The 21,669-nt window shown below is 39.4% G+C and carries 23 protein-coding genes; 20 read left to right on the plus strand and 3 right to left on the minus strand.

Annotation, left to right across the window (positions count from 1 at the left end; all coding sequences use genetic code 11):
- A partial coding sequence (locus tag M3Z76_RS04875; protein ID WP_295655767.1) for a DUF4372 domain-containing protein occupies positions 1–242 on the minus strand: 242 nt, incomplete at its 3' end.
- A 119-nt stretch (positions 243–361) separates the two neighbouring features.
- Positions 362–661 (minus strand): helix-turn-helix domain-containing protein, encoded by a 300-nt coding sequence (locus tag M3Z76_RS04880; RefSeq protein ID WP_293921377.1) that lies wholly within the window; start codon positions 659–661, stop codon positions 362–364.
- Between the two features lie 255 nt (positions 662–916).
- Here M3Z76_RS04880 and M3Z76_RS04885 point away from each other — a divergent pair, with 255 nt between their 5' ends.
- The 5 genes from M3Z76_RS04885 to sdaAA all read left to right on the plus strand — a co-directional run bounded on the left by M3Z76_RS04885 (position 917) and on the right by sdaAA (position 4,761).
- The gene (locus M3Z76_RS04885; protein WP_293921376.1) at positions 917–1,630 is read left to right on the plus strand and encodes a M23 family metallopeptidase; all 714 of its coding nucleotides are present in this window, start codon (positions 917–919) and stop codon (positions 1,628–1,630) included.
- A 202-nt stretch (positions 1,631–1,832) separates the two neighbouring features.
- A complete protein-coding gene (locus tag M3Z76_RS04890; RefSeq protein ID WP_107837928.1) occupies positions 1,833–2,330 on the plus strand; it encodes a sigma-70 family RNA polymerase sigma factor in 498 nt (165 codons plus the stop codon).
- Positions 2,323–2,952, plus strand: a complete 630-nt coding sequence (locus tag M3Z76_RS04895) for a hypothetical protein (protein WP_293921375.1) — start codon at positions 2,323–2,325, stop codon at positions 2,950–2,952. The genes M3Z76_RS04890 and M3Z76_RS04895 overlap by 8 nt, the downstream gene beginning before the upstream one ends.
- A 237-nt stretch (positions 2,953–3,189) precedes the next feature.
- The gene (sdaAB, locus tag M3Z76_RS04900) at positions 3,190–3,852 is read left to right on the plus strand and encodes an L-serine ammonia-lyase, iron-sulfur-dependent subunit beta (protein ID WP_293921374.1); all 663 of its coding nucleotides are present in this window, start codon (positions 3,190–3,192) and stop codon (positions 3,850–3,852) included.
- Between the two features lie 12 nt (positions 3,853–3,864).
- Complete coding sequence (gene sdaAA / locus M3Z76_RS04905) at positions 3,865–4,761, plus strand: L-serine ammonia-lyase, iron-sulfur-dependent, subunit alpha (RefSeq protein WP_293921373.1); 897 nt, start codon at positions 3,865–3,867, stop codon at positions 4,759–4,761.
- Positions 4,762–4,818: 57 nt separating this feature from the next.
- Here the strand turns inward: sdaAA and M3Z76_RS04910 are convergent, their stop codons facing one another.
- The gene (locus tag M3Z76_RS04910) at positions 4,819–5,760 is read right to left on the minus strand and encodes a phosphotransferase enzyme family protein (protein WP_293921372.1); all 942 of its coding nucleotides are present in this window, start codon (positions 5,758–5,760) and stop codon (positions 4,819–4,821) included.
- A gap of 439 nt (positions 5,761–6,199) precedes the next feature.
- Here M3Z76_RS04910 and recG point away from each other — a divergent pair, with 439 nt between their 5' ends.
- From recG to trmD, 15 genes are all read left to right on the plus strand, one after another.
- The gene (gene recG / locus M3Z76_RS04915) at positions 6,200–8,242 is read left to right on the plus strand and encodes an ATP-dependent DNA helicase RecG (protein WP_293921371.1); all 2,043 of its coding nucleotides are present in this window, start codon (positions 6,200–6,202) and stop codon (positions 8,240–8,242) included.
- A gap of 82 nt (positions 8,243–8,324) precedes the next feature.
- Positions 8,325–8,903 (plus strand): transcription factor FapR, encoded by a 579-nt coding sequence (gene fapR, locus M3Z76_RS04920; protein ID WP_293921370.1) that lies wholly within the window; start codon positions 8,325–8,327, stop codon positions 8,901–8,903.
- Entirely contained in the window at positions 8,900–9,904 is a 1,005-nt protein-coding gene (gene plsX / locus M3Z76_RS04925) for a phosphate acyltransferase PlsX (RefSeq protein WP_293921369.1), read from the plus strand. Before fapR ends, plsX begins: the two co-directional genes overlap by 4 nt.
- Positions 9,904–10,848: an ACP S-malonyltransferase gene (gene fabD / locus M3Z76_RS04930; RefSeq protein ID WP_293921368.1), complete on the plus strand. Its 945-nt coding sequence runs from the start codon at positions 9,904–9,906 to the stop codon at positions 10,846–10,848. The genes plsX and fabD overlap by 1 nt, the downstream gene beginning before the upstream one ends.
- Positions 10,848–11,591, plus strand: coding sequence for a 3-oxoacyl-[acyl-carrier-protein] reductase (gene fabG / locus M3Z76_RS04935; RefSeq protein ID WP_293921367.1), 744 nt, complete (start codon positions 10,848–10,850; stop codon positions 11,589–11,591). Before fabD ends, fabG begins: the two co-directional genes overlap by 1 nt.
- Positions 11,592–11,630: 39 nt before the next feature.
- Positions 11,631–11,867, plus strand: coding sequence for an acyl carrier protein (gene acpP / locus M3Z76_RS04940; protein ID WP_107837916.1), 237 nt, complete (start codon positions 11,631–11,633; stop codon positions 11,865–11,867).
- Positions 11,868–12,011: 144 nt separating this feature from the next.
- Positions 12,012–12,773, plus strand: coding sequence for a ribonuclease III (gene rnc, locus M3Z76_RS04945; protein WP_293921365.1), 762 nt, complete (start codon positions 12,012–12,014; stop codon positions 12,771–12,773).
- A 1-nt stretch (position 12,774) separates the two neighbouring features.
- On the plus strand, positions 12,775–16,347 hold the full coding sequence (gene smc, locus M3Z76_RS04950; RefSeq protein ID WP_293921364.1) for a chromosome segregation protein SMC: 3,573 nt from the start codon (positions 12,775–12,777) through the stop codon (positions 16,345–16,347).
- 2 nt (positions 16,348–16,349) lie between these two features.
- Positions 16,350–17,588, plus strand: a complete 1,239-nt coding sequence (ftsY, locus tag M3Z76_RS04955) for a signal recognition particle-docking protein FtsY (protein WP_293921362.1) — start codon at positions 16,350–16,352, stop codon at positions 17,586–17,588.
- A 241-nt stretch (positions 17,589–17,829) separates the two neighbouring features.
- Complete coding sequence (locus M3Z76_RS04960) at positions 17,830–18,162, plus strand: putative DNA-binding protein (RefSeq protein ID WP_293921361.1); 333 nt, start codon at positions 17,830–17,832, stop codon at positions 18,160–18,162.
- A gap of 13 nt (positions 18,163–18,175) precedes the next feature.
- Positions 18,176–19,534, plus strand: coding sequence for a signal recognition particle protein (gene ffh, locus M3Z76_RS04965; protein WP_293921360.1), 1,359 nt, complete (start codon positions 18,176–18,178; stop codon positions 19,532–19,534).
- Between the two features lie 93 nt (positions 19,535–19,627).
- Positions 19,628–19,900, plus strand: a complete 273-nt coding sequence (rpsP, locus tag M3Z76_RS04970) for a 30S ribosomal protein S16 (RefSeq protein WP_042471867.1) — start codon at positions 19,628–19,630, stop codon at positions 19,898–19,900.
- 16 nt (positions 19,901–19,916) lie between these two features.
- A complete protein-coding gene (locus M3Z76_RS04975; RefSeq protein WP_293921359.1) occupies positions 19,917–20,153 on the plus strand; it encodes a KH domain-containing protein in 237 nt (78 codons plus the stop codon).
- Positions 20,154–20,423: 270 nt separating this feature from the next.
- Entirely contained in the window at positions 20,424–20,939 is a 516-nt protein-coding gene (gene rimM / locus M3Z76_RS04980; protein ID WP_293921358.1) for a ribosome maturation factor RimM, read from the plus strand.
- Positions 20,939–21,667, plus strand: coding sequence for a tRNA (guanosine(37)-N1)-methyltransferase TrmD (trmD, locus tag M3Z76_RS04985; RefSeq protein WP_293921388.1), 729 nt, complete (start codon positions 20,939–20,941; stop codon positions 21,665–21,667). The genes rimM and trmD overlap by 1 nt, the downstream gene beginning before the upstream one ends.
- The last annotated feature ends 2 nt before the right edge of the window (positions 21,668–21,669 follow it).

The following is a 21,669-nucleotide window of genomic DNA, read 5'->3' on the forward strand; positions in this document are numbered from 1 at the left end:
AAGCTAATCGATTCTAAATCCGTTGCTTTTTGAAGGTCGTCTGAAAACAATGTCTCACTGACAGCACGTAAACTTTCGATTTCGTTGAGTTGTGCAAATACGAGTAATTTCAAGAATGAAGTGATGTGTAGCTTCTTTGTATAGGTATTTAAATGATGGGTTTCCACTAATTCTTCTAATTTCGTTGAAGAAATCGGTGTAAACCATTGTTCAAATGATGTTTTTCGTGTAAACTTATCCATGCTTATGGTCCTTTGTATTGGATTTGGATGGTTACCTACCGCTCAACCAGTATAAAGGATTTTTTTATGCTTGGATTATATTACAGAAAATTCAGTTTAATACGATGCGTTGAATTATTTTAATGCGACGCTAGTGGTATTTTTTTTAAACTTAATTTATCATTGTAAGTTAGATTAATAAATTGTTGTAACAAATCATTTTTTTTTCTGTAATGATAATCATGCGTTATAAAAAAAAATTCTTCAAAAGTTACATCTAGCTGATTAAGTATAAACTCCATATTTCTTAAACTGATATCAGATAAACCATTCTCAAATTTTGGAAATCCCCCTTGAGTTAAATGGTTTTTAATAACATATTTTTGAGTATATCCCTTTCCGTTACGAATATCTTTTACAACTAATCCGTAGTTCTTCATATAAAATTATCACCTCATAAAATATTATAATAGGAATATTTTAATATAAAATATTACAATATTGCTATTATACTGTTAGTTTTATAGTTTTAGGAGGTGATGGGAATGCTAGATGTATTGATATCAATTTTAGAAGTGTGGTTTATTGGGACGGGAGGTCAATAAGATATTCAAATCATATCTTTAAAAGCAAATTAGTATATAAAAAATAGTCTATCATCAAAGGTAAAAAAATATAAATCGGAGGTCACTAATATGAAAAGAAAATCTATTTTTATTGCTGTAATACTACTTATATCTGTTTCATTTTTTAATTTTAATAAAGCTTCAGCAGCTCCTTTAATGTCATGGCCAACAGAATCGCAAAGAATTACTTCAGATTATGGTATGCGTACTATTAATGGTGTAACAGCGTTTCATTATGGAATAGATATTGGAGGAAAAACTGCAGGTGTCTCTGGAGATAAAGTTATGGCAGCGCAAAGTGGAGTTGTGCAAAGTGCATACTATCACTCGTCAGTTGGGGGATATGGCTGGGTAATTTTTATTAACCATACAGGAAGTTATCGTATTTCTTCTTCAGATGTGCAAACAAGATATGCACATTTAAAATCTAATATAGCAGTTTCTCCTGGTCAAATTGTAAGTAGAGGTACTAAAATTGGTGAAATGGGAAATTCAGGGAATCCGGGAGCTAATGGTTCGTATGGTGTCCATCTTCATTTTGAAACTAGATATTGTTCAACTTCGACTTGCAGTTCAAGCAGTGCAACAAACCCTTTGTCATTTTTAAATGATTATGGTGGTGGTCCTCAACCATTATTTTATAATGTTATAAATTTTGAGGATACATCTAGTAATTTGGATGTAGAAGGAGAAAATTGGTTCACTTATAATGAAATTAAGAATATGACACCAGAAGAAAGAATTGAAATTGGGTACCCAGATCCATATCAAATTTTTGAATAGAAGTATCATAAAAGGTATTTTGTGATTATAATTATTTTTGTATATAGAGTATGTTCTTGTTATGACTTGTCATCTAGAATGTACTCTTTTTACATTACATAAAAAATTGAATTATAGATTTTTTGTTTTTTATTATTTTGAACCTTGAAATGTTTGACATCCGTCTAATAAATAGAGAAGAATAATGGGAAAGGAGAACTTAATGAACTTTAATCAGTTAGCAACAGAGTATGTGGATGTATTGTTTCGCGTTGCCTATACCTATGTGAAAAATGAACAGCTTGCTGAAGATATTGTACAGGATGTGTTTTTGAAAGCATTTGAACGGCAAGAACAGTTTCGAGGTGAAGCGAATTACAAAACTTATTTAATTAAAATGACAATTAATCGTAGTCATGATATGCTACGAAGCTGGTCATATCGCCATATTGTCGTAAGTGATGTGATTACAAATCTCTTCCGCTTTGGTAAATCCGCCGAAGATGTCGTTATTTTAGCTAATGACAATGCCGAATTAGCTAAGATTATTTTAACACTAAAGCCGAAGTATAGAGAAGTTATATTTCTTTATTATTATCATGATTATGATGTCAATGAAATAGCTAATTTATTACAATTGTCAGTCAATACAATTAAAACGAGGTTAATAAGGGCTAGAAATCAGCTGAAAAATAAGACGGAGGTGTTTCGTGATGAATGATTTGATAAAAAATAGTTTTAATGTGCTTTTTGAACAGTTACCTACACCAGTAATGAGGGAACGTATGCTCCAATTTGAAAAAAAACAGCATAAGAAAAAAATTTATTTAATTCCCGCAATTATAACAATCTTTTTATTTATTGGTACAGGACTATTTTTGTTGCAAGAAATGTCATTTCAATCTCATAATTCTGAAACATTCTTTCAAATGAAAAATGATCAATATTATCTTTATGATATAACAATTTTTGATTTAAAATCACAAGTTATAGAAAAATTAGGAGAAAATTATATAGAAGATAATACTCCCGAAGTATATGGGGAAAAATTAAAAGATGCATCAATATTAACATATAAAGATTTGAATCTTACTTTCCAATTAAGTGAAGGTCGAGTAGTATCAATCACGATGAATTATGTAGATAAAGATGCTTTGGAGGCACTTTTAAATTCATATAGTGGGGATAAATTTATTAATGAAGATGGTACGACGCATTTGTATGTGAAAGACACTTTGCAAATGCTGACAATAAAATATGACGCTAATCAGAATTTATGGCTATCGCTTCATTTAGCTTCACCTGAATTTATTCAAAATTTGGAGAATGGTATTTATGAGTAAATCGTTTTTTAAAATTTGATAGACAGTAGACAAGTGGAAAATAACCATTTTACTTGAAATTTTCATAAGAATATTGCTACATTAAAGGGCAATACCTCTAAAATATAAAGAGCTGCATGAAAGATAGGATAAATATGCCACTTTCTATGCAGCTTTTTATATAAGTAAATTTTGTGTCCAAGCGACAATTCTGATACACTAAATAGTAAATAAGAGATTTTTTTAGGAGGAACGGGTATGAAGTTTACTTCCGTTTTTGATATTATTGGTCCTGTAATGATTGGACCTTCATCTTCACATACAGCAGGTGCGGCAAGAATTGGACGTGTAGCGCGTGATTTATTTGGTCGTCAGCCGAAGTGGGCAAAAATTCATTTATATGGCTCGTTTGCAGAAACGTATCGCGGACATGGCACAGATGTGGCGATTGTAGGCGGCTTATTAGATTATGATACGTATGATGAGCGCATTAAAACAGCATTTGAGGATGCTGAAAAAGCAGGCTTATCTTTCGAGTTTATTCCAGAAGAGGCGCATAAGGAGCATCCAAATACAACACGTATCGTCATGGGTGATGATGAAGGTGAAATGAGCGTCGAAGGTGTTTCAATTGGTGGAGGGAAAATTGAAATTAGTGAAGTAAACGGTTTCAAACTTCGCTTAACAGGTGGAATGCCAGCGATTTTAGTTGTGCATGATGACCGTGCAGGCTGTATTGCGAATGTAGCAAATTGTTTGGCGATGCACGATGTCAATATTGGACATATGGAAGTGTCGCGTATTGAGCGTGGGTTAACAGCATTAATGGTTATTGAAGTTGATCAAAATATAGAGGAACGTGTGTTACAGCAAATTTCCTATATACCACATATTACGAAAGTATCGAAAATTAACAACTAAGGAGTGAGCATAATGGACGTATTATTTCAAAATGTACGAGAATTAGTAGAGCGTGCAGAGCAAGAAGGAAAGCTCATTTCTGAAATTATGATTGAGCAGGAAATACAAATGACGGGACGTTCGCGTGAGGATATTATGGCGCAAATGGATCGTAATTTAACAGTAATGGAGGAAGCGGTAGAGCGCGGCATCAAAGGTGTACATTCTGTTACTGGCTTAACAGGTGGCGATGCAGTATTATTGCAAAAATATATTGCTTCAGGCAAGTCGCTAGCTGGCGATTTATTGTTGGATGCTGTTAGTAAAGCAGTGGCAACAAACGAAGTAAATGCAGCGATGGGCACAATTTGTGCAACACCAACAGCAGGCTCAGCAGGCGTTGTACCAGGGACGTTGTTTGCGATTCAGCATAAATTGAACCCGACACGTGAGCAAATGATTAACTTCTTATTCACATCAGGTGCATTTGGTTTCGTTGTAGCGAACAATGCATCAATTTCTGGTGCGGCAGGTGGATGTCAAGCAGAAGTCGGCTCAGCGGCTGGTATGGCGGCGGCGGCTATTGTGGAAATGGCTGGGGGCACGCCACAGCAATGTGCAGAAGGCTTTGCGATTACATTGAAAAATATGCTAGGGCTTGTTTGTGACCCTGTTGCAGGCTTAGTAGAAGTGCCATGTGTGAAACGTAATGCGATGGGCGCAGCAAATGCGATTGTTGCAGCAGATATGGCGTTAGCAGGAGTAACGAGCCGCATTCCTTGCGATGAGGTTATCGGTGCTATGTATCGCATTGGTGAATCAATGAATCCAGACTTAAAAGAAACGGCACGTGGTGGACTAGCTGCAACGCCAACAGGTAAGGCATTAGCTGCCAAAATCTTTGGTGGTGCAGTTGTACAAGGGCAGTAAAAAAGCTTTCGAGAAATGTGGATAGTAGTCCAATTTCTCGAGAGCTTTATTTTTTTACTAGCAATTACGCAAAATCTCCAATGTCTCATTCAAAAATGCCCCTTTTGCTTCACTATTTTTAATTCCATTCTCTACACGGTCATAGCGGAACGCACGAATAATAGCGAATAACGCAGGAAACATCTTTTTCTCCAATACATTCAAAGTTCTTTGCTTTTCATATGCTTGCATAAATTGCTGAAATCGTTGCGTAGAAGACAGCTCGCCTTGATAATCTACATGCCAGCATAAGTAAACACCTACTGCTACACATTCATTTAGTAAAACTTCATCACCTGCTAAATTAAAATCGAAAATACCACTAATTTGTTGTTGCTCATCAAAAAGCATATTGTAATAGCAAAAATCGCCTTGTGTTGCCGCTATTGGTAGCTCTCTCCACACGTCTTCTAATTGCTTACGATACCCTGTATAAAGCGAAGCGATGTCCTGCATATGTGGCTCTTGTGCAAATGCGGTTGCAAAATCACGAAAGCTTAGCTCGTTTTCATCATAATCACCAAGTGCATCGCTCACATTGCCACCAAACATCGCCCAAGAAGTTGCTTGATTTAATAAAATGGTATGTTCCAGTGAGAAAAGATGCATTTTGCCTAATGCAGTGCCGATTTCTTCAATATGTATATTTGTCAAACAGTTAATAGCGATACCTGAAACCATATGTTCAAGCGTATAGACAATATTTTGCTCTGTTACTGTATAGCCACTATCACCTATTTTTAAATAAGTGGTGACAGGCAAAATTGCAGAAAGCTTATTTGCAAAGGCGCAGATATGCTGCATCTTATCGCTATTATACAGCTCGCCTTTTAACATATAGCGCTTGCCATCCGTTGCGGTAATGACAGCGAGCTTTTTAGCGCTATCACGGATTACGTCGCACGATGCCATCTCAATACCCCAAAAGGTTGCTGCAATTCGTTGGAAAGTGTCGTTCATTGGAATCTCCTCCTTTATCAATGTAATATAATAATTATACATGAAGAGAAGATGAACACGTATGAAAGGTGTCCGTTTTGAAATTCTGAATAGCTATGGCAAGCATTTATATACTATTTTTGTAGATTTGATTGATGAAACATGGGCTTGACAATTTAGTGGATGCGAATGCTATAGCATAGAAGATTGTATGTTAGAGGTGAACCTTTTTCCAGACGAAACAGTGTTTATTGGATAAGATTTTTTGGGAGAAAATTTCTGTACAAGACTATTACATAATATTTGCCGATTTAAAGGCTTTGGGAATATTATTGAAATTCGCAATCGTATGGACTTTTTATAAAGTAATACAGCTTGTAGAACGAGTACAAATGCGCAGCTATCAAAATATTCAATGTACGATGAATAACAACGACACATGTAAAAGGAGGGATATAATATGACAAGCTGTACAGAACCTGTAACGACATTGAAGGGAATCGGCAAGGAAACAGCAGAGCATCTACAATCATTACATATTGAAACAATTGGCGATTTAATTTGGACATTTCCTTATCGGCATGAGGATTTTCGATTGAAGGATTTAGCTGAAACGCCACATAATGAGCGCGTTACAATTGAGGCAACGGTTGAATCGATACCCTCCGTCATTTTTTTAGGGAAAAATAAACAGCGTTTAACGGTAGCTGTGCGTGCAGGGCGACATTTAGTAAAAGCGGTATTTTTCAATCAAGGCTATTTGCGACAACGGCTATTGCCAGGCACGCTTGTTACAGTAACAGGAAAATGGGATCGAGGGCGTCAAGTAATCGTTGGCTCCTCCGTCACATTTGGACCAAAAACGGAGCAAATAGATTTTGAGCCAGTTTATAGCTTGCGAGGCTTAATTCAACAAAAGCGCTTCCGTAAATATATGCGACAGGCACTTGATATAGTGGGGGATGTAGAGGATATTTTACCACCACAATTACGTTTAGACTATCAGCTAGTTGATATTCAAGAAGCGTTAGAGGGCGTGCATTTTCCAAAGGATGCCACGCATGCAAAGCAAGCTCGTCGCCGCTTTGTTTACGAGGAGCTGCTTGAATTTCAATTGCGCATTCAAGCATTGCGTAAAAGTCGTAAGGAGGCGGAGCAAGGGCTTGAAATTGCTTATGATATTGACAAACTGCGTGCCTTTATTCAAACATTGCCATATGAGCTAACAGCTGCGCAAAAGCGTGTCGTTAATGAAATATGTAAAGACTTGAAATTGCCACAGCGGATGAATCGCCTTCTACAGGGAGATGTTGGTTCAGGGAAAACGGTCGTTGCGGCAATCGGCTTATATGCAGCAGTCACAGCAGGCTATCAAGGAGCATTGATGGCGCCAACTGAAATTTTAGCAGAGCAACATGTGGAGTCACTGAAGGGCTGGTTTGAGCCAATTGGTGTGCGTGTTGCGATTTTATCAGGTTCAACAAAAACGAAAGAGCGTCGCCTTTTATTGGAGCAATTAGCTGCGGGAGAGATTGATATTTTAATTGGTACACATGCATTAATACAGCCCGATGTGACATTCCATAAGCTTGGCTTTGTTATTACGGATGAGCAACATCGCTTTGGCGTAGAACAGCGCCGCATTTTGCGTGATAAAGGAGAGCATCCAGATGTGCTCTTTATGACAGCGACACCAATCCCTAGAACGTTAGCCATTACCGCATTTGGTGAAATGGATGTATCCATTATTGACGAGCTACCAGCGGGGCGTAAGGAAATCGAAACGCACTGGATGAAGGAGGAGCAGCTTGGTGCCGTGCTTTCTAAAATGCAGACAGAGCTTGCCAAGGGAAGACAAGCATATGTCATTTGTCCATTGATTGAGGAATCTGACAAGCTAGATGTACAAAATGCGGTAGATGCCTATAATCATTTAACAGCATATTTTGCAGGGAGCTTTACAGTCGGCCTCATGCATGGACGTCTGCATCCGACCGAAAAAGATGAAATTATGCGTGCATTCAGTAACGGTGAGGTACATGTGCTCGTGTCAACGACTGTTGTAGAGGTTGGGGTGAATGTACCGAATGCAACATTTATGACGATCTATGATGCGGAGCGCTTTGGTCTAGCGCAGCTCCATCAGCTACGTGGACGAGTTGGACGTGGTGAGCACCAATCGTACTGTGTTTTAATTGCGGACCCTAAATCCGATGAAGGACAGGAGCGTATGCGCTCCATGACGGAAACGAATGATGGCTTTAAATTAGCAGAAAAAGATTTAGAGTTACGTGGTCCTGGTGATTTCTTTGGTAAAAAGCAAAGCGGCCTACCTGAATTTAAAATGGCGGATCTTGTACATGATTATCGTGCGCTAGATGTAGCAAGGCGGGATGCGGAGCGTCTTGTGCATAGTGAGTCGTTTTGGGAGGAAGAGGCATATGCACCGCTTCGTCATCGCCTTGAAGCATCTGGTGTATTGCAAGGGGAGCGCATTGATTAAAAATGGTTGCGTTCTTATTTTTGAAAATGTATACTGGTATTAGTACCAAGTTCTAATACTAAAAAGTAGGTGACAAGTGACGATGAAAAGAACGAAAAAAGAACGCCAACAATTACTAATAGAAACAATCGCAGATAACCCATTCGTCACAGATGACCAGTTAGCTGCTAAATTTAGTGTTAGTGTACAAACAATCCGCTTAGATCGCATGGAGCTGGCGATTCCAGAGCTGCGTGAGCGCATTAAAGATGTCGCAGCAAAAAACTATGAAAACGAAGTGAAATCTTTACCTTTAGACGAAGTAATTGGTGAAATTATAGATATTGAATTAGATAAGCGTGCTCTTTCCATTTTTGATGTTAGGGAGGAGCATGTCTTTCAGCGTAATGGGATTGCGCGTGGACATCATTTGTTTGCACAGGCAAACTCATTAGCTGTTGCAGTTATTAATGATGAACTGGCTTTGACGGTTAAGTCGAGCGTTGTGTTTGTTAAGCCTGTAAAAGCAGGTGATCGCGTTGTTACAAAGGCAACAGTTCGTGCTGAGGATAAAATAAAAAATCGTACATATGTTGATGTGCAATCAACAGTAGATAATGAGGTAGTATTTATAGGTGAATTTGAAATGTACCGTACGAAAGGTGTAGGTGAAGCAACATGAGATTAGCAGTAGATGGTATGGGTGGCGATCACGCACCGCAATCGATTATTGAAGGGGTATTATTAGCTTTAGATGATTTCCCGACAATTGAAATTCAATTATACGGTCAGCAGGAAAAAATGGCTCCCTATTTAAAGGAGCATCCGCGTTTGACAGTGATTGATTGCTCAGAAGTGGTAGGTGGAGACGATGATCCAGCACGCGCTGTACGTCGTAAAAAGGACTCTTCCATGGCAAAGATTTTGGATGCTGTTGTGGCAAATGAGGCAGATGCTTGTTTATCAGCAGGAAATACAGGTGCTTTAATGGCTGGCGGTTTATACAAGGTAGGACGCATTGAAGGTGTTGCTCGACCAGCTTTAGCAACAACATTGCCAACAGTTGATGGACAAGGCTTTTTAATGCTTGATTTAGGAGCGAATGCAGAGGCAAAGCCAGAGCATTTACAGCAATATGCCATTATGGGTGATATTTATGTCAAAAAAGTACGTGCACAAAAAGCACCACGCGTTGGGCTACTAAATATCGGAACGGAAGATAATAAGGGCAATGAATTAACAAAAGCCGCATTTACTCTATTAAAAGAAACAGAGCTTCGCTTTGAAGGCAATGTTGAGGCGCGAGAGCTATTAAATGGTGTCGCTGACGTTGTTGTAACGGATGGCTTTACAGGCAATATGGTATTAAAATCATTAGAAGGCACGGCGGGTACAATTTTTTCGATGCTAAAAGGTGCATTAATGGCAACGACAAAATCAAAATTTGCGGCAATGCTTGTGAAAAATGATTTAAAATCGTTAAAAGATAAAATGGATTATACGGAATATGGTGGTGCAGCGCTTTTCGGCTTGCAGGCACCTGTTATTAAAGCACATGGTTCATCGAATGCAAAGGCGATTTATAGCGCCATTAAACAAGCGCATATGATGGTAGAGCATGATGTTTGTGCAACGATTAAAGAAGCAATTGCAAAACAGCAACAAGTAAAGGAGAACGACTAATGACGAAAATCGCTTTTATTTTTCCTGGACAAGGCTCACAGCAAGTAGGAATGGGCGCACAATTTGTCGAAACAACAACAGCAAGCAAAGCCTTGTATGAACGTGCAGACGAAGTGTTAGGCTTTTCTCTATCAAATTTAATGTTAAGCGGCCCGCAAGAGGAGCTAACATTAACATATCATGCACAGCCTGCATTACTGACAACAGGTGTAATGGTTGCTAATAAAATTATCGAGGCAGGAATTCGCCCAGATTTTACAGCAGGCCACTCATTAGGGGAATATAGTGCATTTGTTGCCTCTGGTGTGTTAACATTTGACGAGGCGGTAGCGATAGTGCATAAGCGCGGCCTTTATATGGACGAGGCAGTACCAGCAGGGCAAGGAGCAATGGCAGCGATTTTAGGATTAGATGCAGAGCCTTTAAAAGCAGTTTGTGATACGGTTTCAGCACAAGGTGACGCCGTACAACTAGCAAATTTAAACTGTCCAGGGCAAATCGTCATTTCTGGTACAAAAGAGGGCGTTGAAAAAGCATGTGTAGCAGCGAAGGAAGCAGGCGCAAAACGTGCGATTCCATTAGTTGTAAGCGGACCTTTCCATTCAAGCCTAATGCAACCAGCAGCAGATAAATTAGCAGAAACTGTTGAACAATTAAATGTGCAGCCACCAACAATTCCTGTTGTCAGCAATGTTACTTCTACACTACTGACAGATGCGGTAGCAATTCGTCGTGAAATGGTTGAGCAAGTCGTGAGCCCTGTTCTATGGGAGCAAAATGTGCGTACACTATTAGAGCAAGGTGTTACTATTTTTGTGGAATGTGGACCAGGTAAAGTCTTATCAGGCTTAGTGAAAAAAATCGACCGCACAGCACAAGTGTATTGTGTCTATGATGAAGAATCATTACAAGCATTAGTAGATGCTGCGAAGGAGTGGGCATAATGACATTACAAAATAAAACGGCTGTTGTAACAGGTGCATCACGTGGTATTGGTCAAGCTATTGCATTAGAGCTTGCTAAACAGGGCGCAAAAGTAGTTGTGAATTATAGCGGCAGTGAGGCGCGTGCACAGCAAGTTGTAGAGCAAATTCAAGCAGCTGGTGGCGAAGCAATTGCAGTACAGGCAAACGTAGCAGATTCAGAATCTGTTGCACAATTAATGAATAAAGCGTTGGAAACATTCGGCTCAATTGATATATTAGTAAATAATGCAGGTATTACGCGTGATAATTTATTAATGCGCATGAAGGAAGACGAATGGGATGATGTGATGAACACAAACTTAAAGGGCGTCTTTTTATGCACGAAGGCTGTGACACGTCAAATGATGAAGCAGCGCAGTGGACGCATTATTAATATTTCATCTATCGTAGGGGTATCTGGTAACGCAGGACAAGCAAACTATGTTGCAGCAAAAGCTGGTGTCATCGGCTTGACGAAAACGACAGCGAAGGAGCTAGCAAGCCGCAATATTTTAGTGAATGCTATTGCACCAGGCTTTATTACAACAGATATGACGGATGAGCTATCTGAGGAATTAAAACAGGCAATGCTTGCACAAATTCCTTTAGCGAAGCTTGGGCAGCCTGAGGATATTGCGAAAACGGTTGTATTTTTCGCTTCAGATGCAGCAAATTATATTACAGGACAAACGCTACATGTAGATGGCGGTATGGTCATGTAAGACTTATTTTACACTTTACTTTGAGGGGAGGTGACCAATGTGTCTACAGTTTTAGAGCGTGTAACAAAAGTAGTAGTTGATCGTTTAGGCGTTGAAGAGAGCGAAGTAAAATTAGAAGCCTCTTTCCGTGATGATTTAGGTGCTGACTCATTAGACGTAGTTGAGCTTGTTATGGAATTAGAAGATGAGTTCGATATGGAAATTTCTGATGAAGATGCGGAAAAAATCGGAACAGTTGGTGATGCGATCAGCTATATTGAAAGCAAAGTTAACTAACGAATACGGAGATATGTTTGTCATAGGCAAACATATCTCTTTTTCTTTTCGTAAAGAAAGGAAAATAATTATAGCCCCCCTTTGAAAAAACAGCTATTCCATTGTACACTTAAGAGTAGAAACTACTAGGAAGGCAGATTATGAATGACGATAAGAAAAAAAGGAAGCCAGCATAAAGCAGGCACATTTTCAGAGAAAATAAAAAATCAATTCCAAGTTTTACAGCAAGAGCTCAACATTTCATTTCAAAATACCGCATTATTGTACCAAGCATTTACCCATTCATCCTATGTGAATGAACATCGACGCAAGCTATACACGGACAACGAACGCTTAGAATTTTTAGGAGATGCTGTATTAGAGCTTTCCGTCTCAAAATATTTATTTGAAAAATATCCACAAATGAGCGAGGGAGAGCTGACAAAGCTACGTGCCTCTATCGTATGTGAACCTTCTCTTGTTGTTTTTGCCAACGAGCTACAATTCGGGCAGTTCGTCTTATTGGGCAAAGGAGAGGAGCTAACGGGAGGTCGTGAGCGCCCTGCACTTTTAGCAGATGTTTTTGAATCATTTGTAGGTGCACTTTATTTAGATCAAGGTTTAGACAATGTTGTCACATTTTTAGAGCGTGTCGTATTTCCGAAAATAGAAGTCGGTGCTTTTTCGCATGTGATGGATTTTAAAAGCCAGCTTCAAGAAATGGTTCAGCAAACAAATAATGGACCACTTCATTATGAAATTGTAGATGAAAAAGGACCAGCCCATAACCGTACTTTCGTTTCTCGAGTACTATTGAATGATCAGGAACTAGGAATTGGCTGTGGAAAGTCGAAAAAAGAGGCGGAGCAGCAAGCAGCTCAAAGTGCAATGAATGCGTTTAAGCAGCTAGAGCAGGAGGAGGCATAACGTGTTTCTGAAGCGACTAGAAGTAATCGGCTTTAAATCTTTTGCTGAGCGTATAGGCATTGATTTTGTACCAGGTGTTACAGCAGTTGTCGGTCCAAACGGAAGCGGAAAAAGCAATGTTATAGATTCAATTCGCTGGGTATTAGGAGAGCAATCTGCTAAGTCTTTACGTGGTGCAAAAATGGAAGATGTCATTTTTTCAGGAAGCGACTCAAGAAAGCCATTAAATTTTGCCGAAGTAACATTAATTTTAGATAATCAAGATGAACGAATTGCCATCCCTTACACAGAAATTAGTGTAACGAGACGTGTGTATCGTTCAGGTGAGAGTGAGTATTTGCTAAATAAACAGCAATGTCGCCTGAAGGATATTACGGACTTGTTTATGGATTCAGGTTTAGGAAAAGAAGCATTTTCCATTATTTCGCAAGGACGAGTGGATGAAATTTTAAATAGTCGTCCCGAAGACCGTCGCCTTATTTTTGAAGAAGCAGCAGGTGTGTTGAAGTACAAGCAACGCAAAAAGAAGGCAGAATATAAGCTTGTTGAAACAGATGAAAATTTGCATCGCGTGTTAGATATTTTACATGAATTAAATAGCCGTTTAGAGCCGTTGCAAATACAAGCCTCAGCAGCGAAAGACTATTTGCGTATGACAGCTGAATTAAAGGATGCAGATATTGCATTAATTGCGCATGACTTAACAGCAAGCTACGCTTCATTGCAAGCAACGAATATAGAATATGAGAAGTTATCACAAACGGAGCAGCAGCATGCAGGTGAAATTGCTGAAAAAGAAAAACTGCTACGGGATATTCGTGCACAATTAAAGCAAATTGATGAAACGCTAGATCAATCACAAGAAAAATTAATTGAAGCGAGTACAGAAGTTGAACGCTGGGAAGGGCGTAAAGCGCTTGTCAACGAAAAGCGCCAAAATGCGGAGAAGCATTTGCAGCAATTGCAATTTGCTTTAACAGAGGCGACAGAAGAGCAACAACAGCTTGCGCAACAGCAAGAGAAAAATAAAGAGCAATTTACATTAAAGCAGCAGCAAGTACAGCAGCTAAAGCAAATGATTAAACAGCTAGAGCAATCATTGACAAAATCGGTAGCCGAAATTGAAGCAGATATCGAGCAAGCCAAAAACCATTATATTGATTTATTGAATGAAGAGGCGACTGTCAAAAATGAATTAAAGCATCTTGATCAGCAGCTAACACAGCATCAGGAAACTGCTTTACGCATGACAGGTCGCTCTGCAGAAGCAGAAAAAGAGCTTCAGCAAATACAGGCATTAAAAAGAAGTGAAGTTGGACAATTAACACAGTTAAATACAACATATCATGAACAAGCTAGACAGCTTGAAGCATTGCAAGCTCAAATTCATACAACGACGACACAGCTAGACGAAAAGCAATCCTTACTTTATAAAGCATATCAGCATCAGCAGCAATTAAAATCTCGCAAGGAAACATTAGCTGAGCTTGAAGCTGATTTTTCAGGCTTTTTCCAAGGTGTTAAAGAAATTTTATTAGCACGTGAACGCAGCCAATTAACAGGAATTGTTGGCGCTGTTGCGGAATTAGTACAGATTGAAGGGCAGTATACGGCTGCAATTGAAACGGCTTTAGGGGCAGCATCACAGCATATTGTGACGGAAAATGAGCAGGATGCACAGCAAGCAATTGGCTGGCTTAAGCAACGTAGAGCAGGACGCGCGACATTTTTACCTAAAACAGTGATGAAGTCACGTAAAATATATGCGCAGCAGCTACCACAAGCAGTGGAGCATCCCGCTTTTATTGCGTTTGCGGATGAATTAGTACAGTTTGAGCATTCCAATCAAATCATTATCCAAAATTTGTTGGGTAACGTTATTGTAGCGAAGCATTTGCAAGGTGCTAGTCAAATTGCACGTCTATGCAATTATAAATATCGTGTTGTGACATTAGATGGTGATATTGTCAATGCAGGAGGCTCTTTAACAGGTGGTGCAATGAAACAGCAATCATCTGTATTTTCTCGTAAGCTAGAGCTTGATACACTTATTGAAAAATTGGCAGAGCTTGATAAAAATATTGTGGTAGCTGAACAAAATGTGACAAAGCTCAAAGCACAAGCTACAACATTAAATGAGCAGGCGATAAGCTTGAAGCTTGCACAAGACACTTTGCAAAGCATACTGCAGGAGCATAAAACGAAAATTGTTGAACTTGAAGTGCAAGAGAAAAATTTACAGCAAACCGTTGCATTATCTACTTCAGAGCATAGCTCAGCTGCTTCACGCAAAGACCAGCTGATAACTCAGCAGCAGCAAGCACAGGAGCGCCTAAAGCAAATTACAACTGAGCTTACGGTGATTAATGAGCAAGTAGAACAGTTAACAGAGGCGAAAGTTTATAGTGATACACAAAAAGATGCTTTACGTGAACAATCTGCTGAAAAGCGTTCACAGTTAGCTGTAGCGAGTGAACAGCTTACACAGCTACAAGCAACCGCTGCGGATATTACATTAAAACGCTCAAAATTGCAGCAACAGTGTGAAAATATTTCCCAAGAAATAAATTGGCTGCAATCTGAAGAGGGTTCAGGTCCAACCGTAGAGGAAATTGAAAAAGCATTAGTTGATTGGACAATGCAAAAGCAAAACGTGACAAATGCTATTCAGGTGGAGCGAGAGACAAGGGCCACATATCAACAACAATCAACGACACTGGAGCAAAATATACAAGAATTATCACGTATTCATAAAAGCTTTGTGGATGCATTGCGTACATTAGAGTTGAAACGCAATCGCACACAATATGAGCTAGAAGCTTTAGAGCAGCAATTAGAGGAACAATACGAGCTAAGCTATACAGAGGCGACAGAAATAGCGATAGCAATTGATGATATTGAACAGTTGCGTCGAACAGTTCGCTTATTAAAGCTATCTATTGAAGAGCTTGGACCAGTCAATATAACAGCAATTGAAGAATATGAACGTGTACAGGAGCGTCATTCATTTTTAACAGAGCAGCGCAATGATTTAGTGGAGGCACAGGAAACATTGCAGGAAGCGATTAAGGAAATGGATGAAGAAATGAAGACGCGTTTTGCAAGCTCATTTGCAGCGATTCGTACACAATTTAAAATTGTTTTCCGTGAGCTATTTGGCGGAGGGCAAGCTGATTTAATATTATTTGACGAAAACAATTTACTTGAAACAGGTATTGACATTGTTGCACAGCCACCAGGAAAAAAACTGCAAACTTTAAGCCTGTTATCTGGCGGAGAACGTGCATTAACAGCGATTGCACTACTATTTGCTATTTTAAAAACACGTCCAGTACCGTTTTGTATTTTAGATGAAGTAGAAGCAGCGCTTGATGAATCGAATGTAATGCGCTATAGTCAATATTTAAAAAAATTCAGTGAGCAAACGCAATTCATTGTCATCACACATCGTAAAGGTACGATGGAAGGGGCAGATGTATTGTATGGTATTACGATGCAAGAATCTGGTGTTTCTAAGCTTGTGTCGGTGAAACTGGAAGAAGTTGAATTAGTAGGTCAAAGGAGCGAGGCGTAATTATGAGTTTTTTTAAACGATTAAAAGAAAAATTAATGGGCAATACAGAAGAAGAGCAACAGCAATTAGAGCAACAAGCGGAGGAGCAGGCTGACCTTGAAATAGTAGATGAAGAGCAGCAGCCTGAGGTATTGGAGGAAACTGCCATTCAACAGGAGCAACCTGTTGCAATGGATGTAGTAGAGCCTATTATTGAAGAACAGCAAGAGGAAGTCATTGAGCAATCACAAGAAGTAGCGATTGTAGAAGAATTACCTGCTGAAGAGCAAAAGCCATCAGCTTGGTCGATTACTCAAAAATTTAAAGCGGGTCTTGAAAAAACGCGCAACTCCTTTACTTCTAAAGTAAATGATTTAGTTGCACGCTACCGCAAAGTTGATGAAGATTTCTTTGAGGAATTAGAGGATGTGCTGTTGCAGGCGGATGTTGGCTTTGAAACGGTAATGGAACTGATGGATAAGCTACGCTTTGAGGTACAGCGCAAAAATATTAAAGATACAGATGGCATTCAAGCAATTATTTCAGAAAAGCTTGTTGAAATTTATGAAGCAGGCGAAGAAAATTTAACAACAATTAATATTCAACCAAAAGGTGAGCTAACAGTTATTTTATTTGTCGGTGTAAACGGCGTTGGGAAAACAACAACAATTGGCAAGCTTGCACATCGCCTAAAATCAGAAGGCAAAACAGTTGTGCTAGCAGCAGGTGATACATTCCGTGCGGGTGCAATTGACCAACTACAAGTATGGGGCGATCGCGTTGGCTGTGAAGTGATTAAACAGGCAGAGGGCTCAGACCCAGCAGCAGTGATGTATGATGCAATTCGCGCAGCGAAAAACCGCAATGCGGATGTATTAATTTGTGATACAGCAGGCCGTCTACAAAACAAAGTGAACTTAATGAATGAATTAGAGAAAGTACATCGTGTGATTTCACGTGAAATTCCTGATGCACCACATGAAGTGTTACTAGCACTTGATGCTACAACAGGTCAAAACGCACTTGTTCAGGCGCAAATGTTTAAAGAAGCAACAAATGTGACAGGTATCGTTTTAACGAAGCTAGACGGTACAGCGAAGGGTGGTATCGTTCTAGCTATCCGTAACAAGCTACATATCCCTGTGAAGCTTGTCGGCTTAGGAGAGAAAATGGATGACCTGCAGCCATTCGATGCAGAGCGCTATGTTTATGGACTATTTGCAGAAGGCTTAGAAAAAGAATTAGAACGAGTGGAAGATTAAGAGGTTGTCGGGCAAAGCTTTGCCCGACAATTTTTGTGATTATTTATAAGGAAAAAATTAAATTTACTAGTTCAAAAGTAATGATTTGCCCAACTAATCGCTAAATTCGCCCATTAAATATTAAATTTGTCCAACTCAAATAAAAGTAGCGATAGATTGGCTGATATAAAGGGATTTCCCTTGACGGACTATAGGAAACGTCATATGATACAAGAGAGAAATTATGAATGGAGAGAGTAAAATGCTATTGGAAAAAACGACACGCATGAATTTTCTCTTCGACTTTTATCAAGCATTATTAACGGATAAACAGCGCAGCTATATGGAGCTATATTATTTAGACGACCATTCATTAGGAGAAATTGCAGAATCCTATGAAGTATCACGTCAAGCGGTTTACGATAATATACGTCGCACAGAAGCGATGCTTGAAGAATATGAGGATAAGTTACAGTTGTTGGAGAAGTTCCAACAACGTCAACGAGTGCTTGAGCAGCTAACAGCGGCGCTACAGCAAGATGCAGCGCTGGAAGAGCAATTAGCACTTATTGAGCAACTGAAAGAAGTAGAGTAGGGGGCAACAGCGAATGGCATTTGAAGGATTAGCAGAACGGCTCCAAGGAACGATTCAAAAGATTACAGGTAAAGGGAAAGTAACGGAGCAAGACGTAAAAGAAATGATGCGCGAAGTCCGTATGGCATTAATTGAGGCGGACGTTAACTTAAAAGTTGTAAAAGAATTTGTGAAAAAAGTCAGCGAGCGCGCAGTTGGCTCAGAAGTAATGAAAAGCTTAACACCAGGTCAGCAAGTTATTAAAATCGTACAAGATGAATTAACAGAGTTAATGGGCGGGGAGCAAAGCCCGATTAAATTTAATTCAAGACCGCCAACTGTTATTATGATGGTCGGCTTGCAAGGTGCTGGTAAAACGACAACGACAGGGAAGCTCGCCAACGTTTTACGCAAAAAATACAACCGTAAGCCTTTGTTGGTGGCGGCTGACGTTTATCGTCCAGCAGCGGTACAACAGCTTGAAACATTAGGAAAGCAACTGGCATTACCTGTCTTTTCTTTAGGTACAGATATTTCCCCTGTGGAAATTGCGCGTCAAGCATTAGCGCATGCTAAAGAAGAGCATTTGGATGTTGTGATCATCGATACAGCAGGTCGTCTACATATCGATGAAGCCTTGATGCAGGAATTAAAGGATATTCGCGCATTAAAAGAGCCAGATGAAGTCTTTTTAGTTGTGGATGCCATGACAGGGCAAGATGCAGTCAATGTTGCAGAAAGCTTTAATGAGGCTGTTGGTATTACTGGCGTTGTTTTAACAAAGCTTGATGGTGACACGCGTGGTGGTGCGGCATTGTCAATTCGTGCTGTCACACAAAAGCCAATCAAATTTGTCGGTATGGGTGAAAAGATGGATGCATTAGAGTCATTCCATCCAGAGCGTATGGCAAGCCGTATTTTAGGCATGGGTGATGTGTTATCATTAATTGAAAAAGCACAGGCAAATGTTGATATGGAAAAGGCGAAGGAGCTTGAAGAGAAATTTTTAACGCAAAGCTTTACATTTGATGATTTCATTGAGCAAATTCAAGCATTGAAAAAAATGGGGCCGCTTGATGAATTATTGAAAATGATTCCTGGTATGAACAAAATGAAGGGTATGGATAATGTAAAGGTCGATGAGAAGCAAATGGGACGCATTGAGGCAATTATTTACTCGATGACACCAGCTGAAAAAACCAACCCTGAAATTATTAATTCAAGCCGTAAAAAGCGTATTGCACAAGGGTCAGGGACGTCCATTCAAGAAGTCAATCGCTTGTTAAAGCAATTTGAAGATATGAAAAAAATGATGAAGCAAATGACTGGTATGAGCTCTGGAAAAGGCAAGAAAAAGATGAAATTACCTGGCTTAGACTCATTATTTAAATAAAATTTTTAGGTGTTAAGAAAAAACACTTTACAAACAACACAATCATTGATAATATACTATCTTGTGTGAAACTTATTCGGAGGTGCTTTGAAAATGGCAGTTAAAATTCGCTTAAAACGTATGGGAGCTAAAAAATCTCCTTTCTATCGTATCGTAGTAGCTGACGCTCGTTCACCACGTGACGGCCGTCAAATTGAAACAGTAGGTACTTACAACCCACTTACAACACCAGCTACAGTAGCAATCGATGAAGAGAAAGCTCTTAAATGGTTAGCTGATGGCGCAAAACCATCTGATACTGTTCGTAACTTGTTCTCAGAACAAGGCATTATGGAGAAATTCCATAACCAAAAATTCAGTAAATAATCTGAGGTGACGTTATATGCAGCAACTGATTGAAACAATCGTTAAACCGTTAGTCGATTACCCAGAGGACGTTCGTATTGAGACGGACGAAAATGCAAATCGAATTGTTTATAAGCTTTTTGTTCATCCAGAGGATCGAGGAAAAGTCATAGGCAAGCAAGGTCGTGTCGCAAAGGCGATTCGAACAATTGTTTATTCAGCGGCGAGCAGTCATCGTCAGAAAAAGACTTACGTCGATATATTGGATGATTAAAAGACGGCTGTCAGAAAAGCAGGGTGCACCCTATCTTTTCCGACAGTCGTTTTTTCGTATTCAACAAGCTATTTTTTGTTATAATAAAGTGAACCTTCAATCAGTGGAGGTTTCCTCATCCCCACTGATTGGTAGTTTCACCAATCGGGTTTTTACAGGCTGTTGATCCCCCACTTAAACCTCTCCATTTTATCTGATGTTTTGAAGTGGGGGTCTTACAGCCTGTTAATACGGGATAAATGAAGATGATGATATAAGAGGTGTACAAAAATGGAATGGTTTAATGTAGGGCGTATCGTCAATACGCATGGGATTCGCGGTGAAGTTCGCGTCATTTCAACGACGGATTTTGAGGATGCGCGCTTTGCTATAGGTAGCAAGCTAGCAGCTTTCAAAAAAGATGATAAGCGCCCAATTTGGGTGACAGTCGAAAATATGCGTCGCCATAAAAACTTTATTTTATTAACATTTGAAGGCATGCACAATATTAATTTAGTGGAACCGTTTAAAGAAGGATTACTAAAAGTGACGATGGATCAGCTAGCAGAAGATGAACTTGAAGAAAATGAATATTATTACTTTGAAATTAAAGATTGTGAAGTCTTTTCAGAAGAAGGCGAGCGCATTGGCGTTATTACAGATATTTTGCAAACAGGAGCTAATGATGTATGGGAAGTAAAGGGTGCTAAAAAAATGCATTATATTCCTTATATCGAGGACGTTGTCAAAGAAATTGATGTAGATAATAAAAAAATTACAATCCATGTAATGGAAGGCTTATTATGATGAATATCCATGTGTTAAGCCTGTTTCCAGAAATGTTTGAGGGTGTGTTTAACGCGTCAATTTTGAAAAAGGCACAGGAAAAAGAGGCTGTTACATTAGCTGTATCGGATATTCGCAATTTTAGCGATAATCGTCATAAACAAGTAGACGACTATCCATATGGCGGTGGCGCAGGTATGGTATTGAAGCCAGAGCCGATGTTTCAGGCTGTTGAAGCTATTACAGCAGGACGCAAGCCTCGCATCATTTTAATGTGTCCTCAAGGTGAGCGCTTCACGCAAAAAAAGGCGGAGGAGCTAGCACAGGAAGAAGAGCTTGTATTTTTGTGTGGGCATTATGAAGGCTATGATGAACGCATACGTGAACATCTCGTAACGGATGAAATATCGATTGGTGATTTTGTGCTAACAGGCGGGGAGTTACCCGCAATGACGGTAATTGATGCCATTGTGCGTCTGTTGCCAGGTGTGTTAGGTAAAGAGGACTCTCACATACAGGACTCCTTTTCAACAGGCCTATTAGAGCATCCACACTACACGCGCCCAGCCGATTTTAGAGGAATGAAAGTGCCTGAAGTATTAACGTCAGGCAATCATGCAAAAATCGATGAATGGCGTGAGGAGCAATCTTTAAAGCGCACATTGTTGCGCCGTCCTGATTTATTAGATGCTATGGAATTAACACCGAAGCAGCAAAAAGTAGTCGAAAAATTAAAGAATGAAATGTAAAG

The organism is Metasolibacillus sp., assembly GCF_025291715.1.
In the GTDB taxonomy this organism is placed as follows: domain Bacteria; phylum Bacillota; class Bacilli; order Bacillales_A; family Planococcaceae; genus Metasolibacillus; species Metasolibacillus louembei.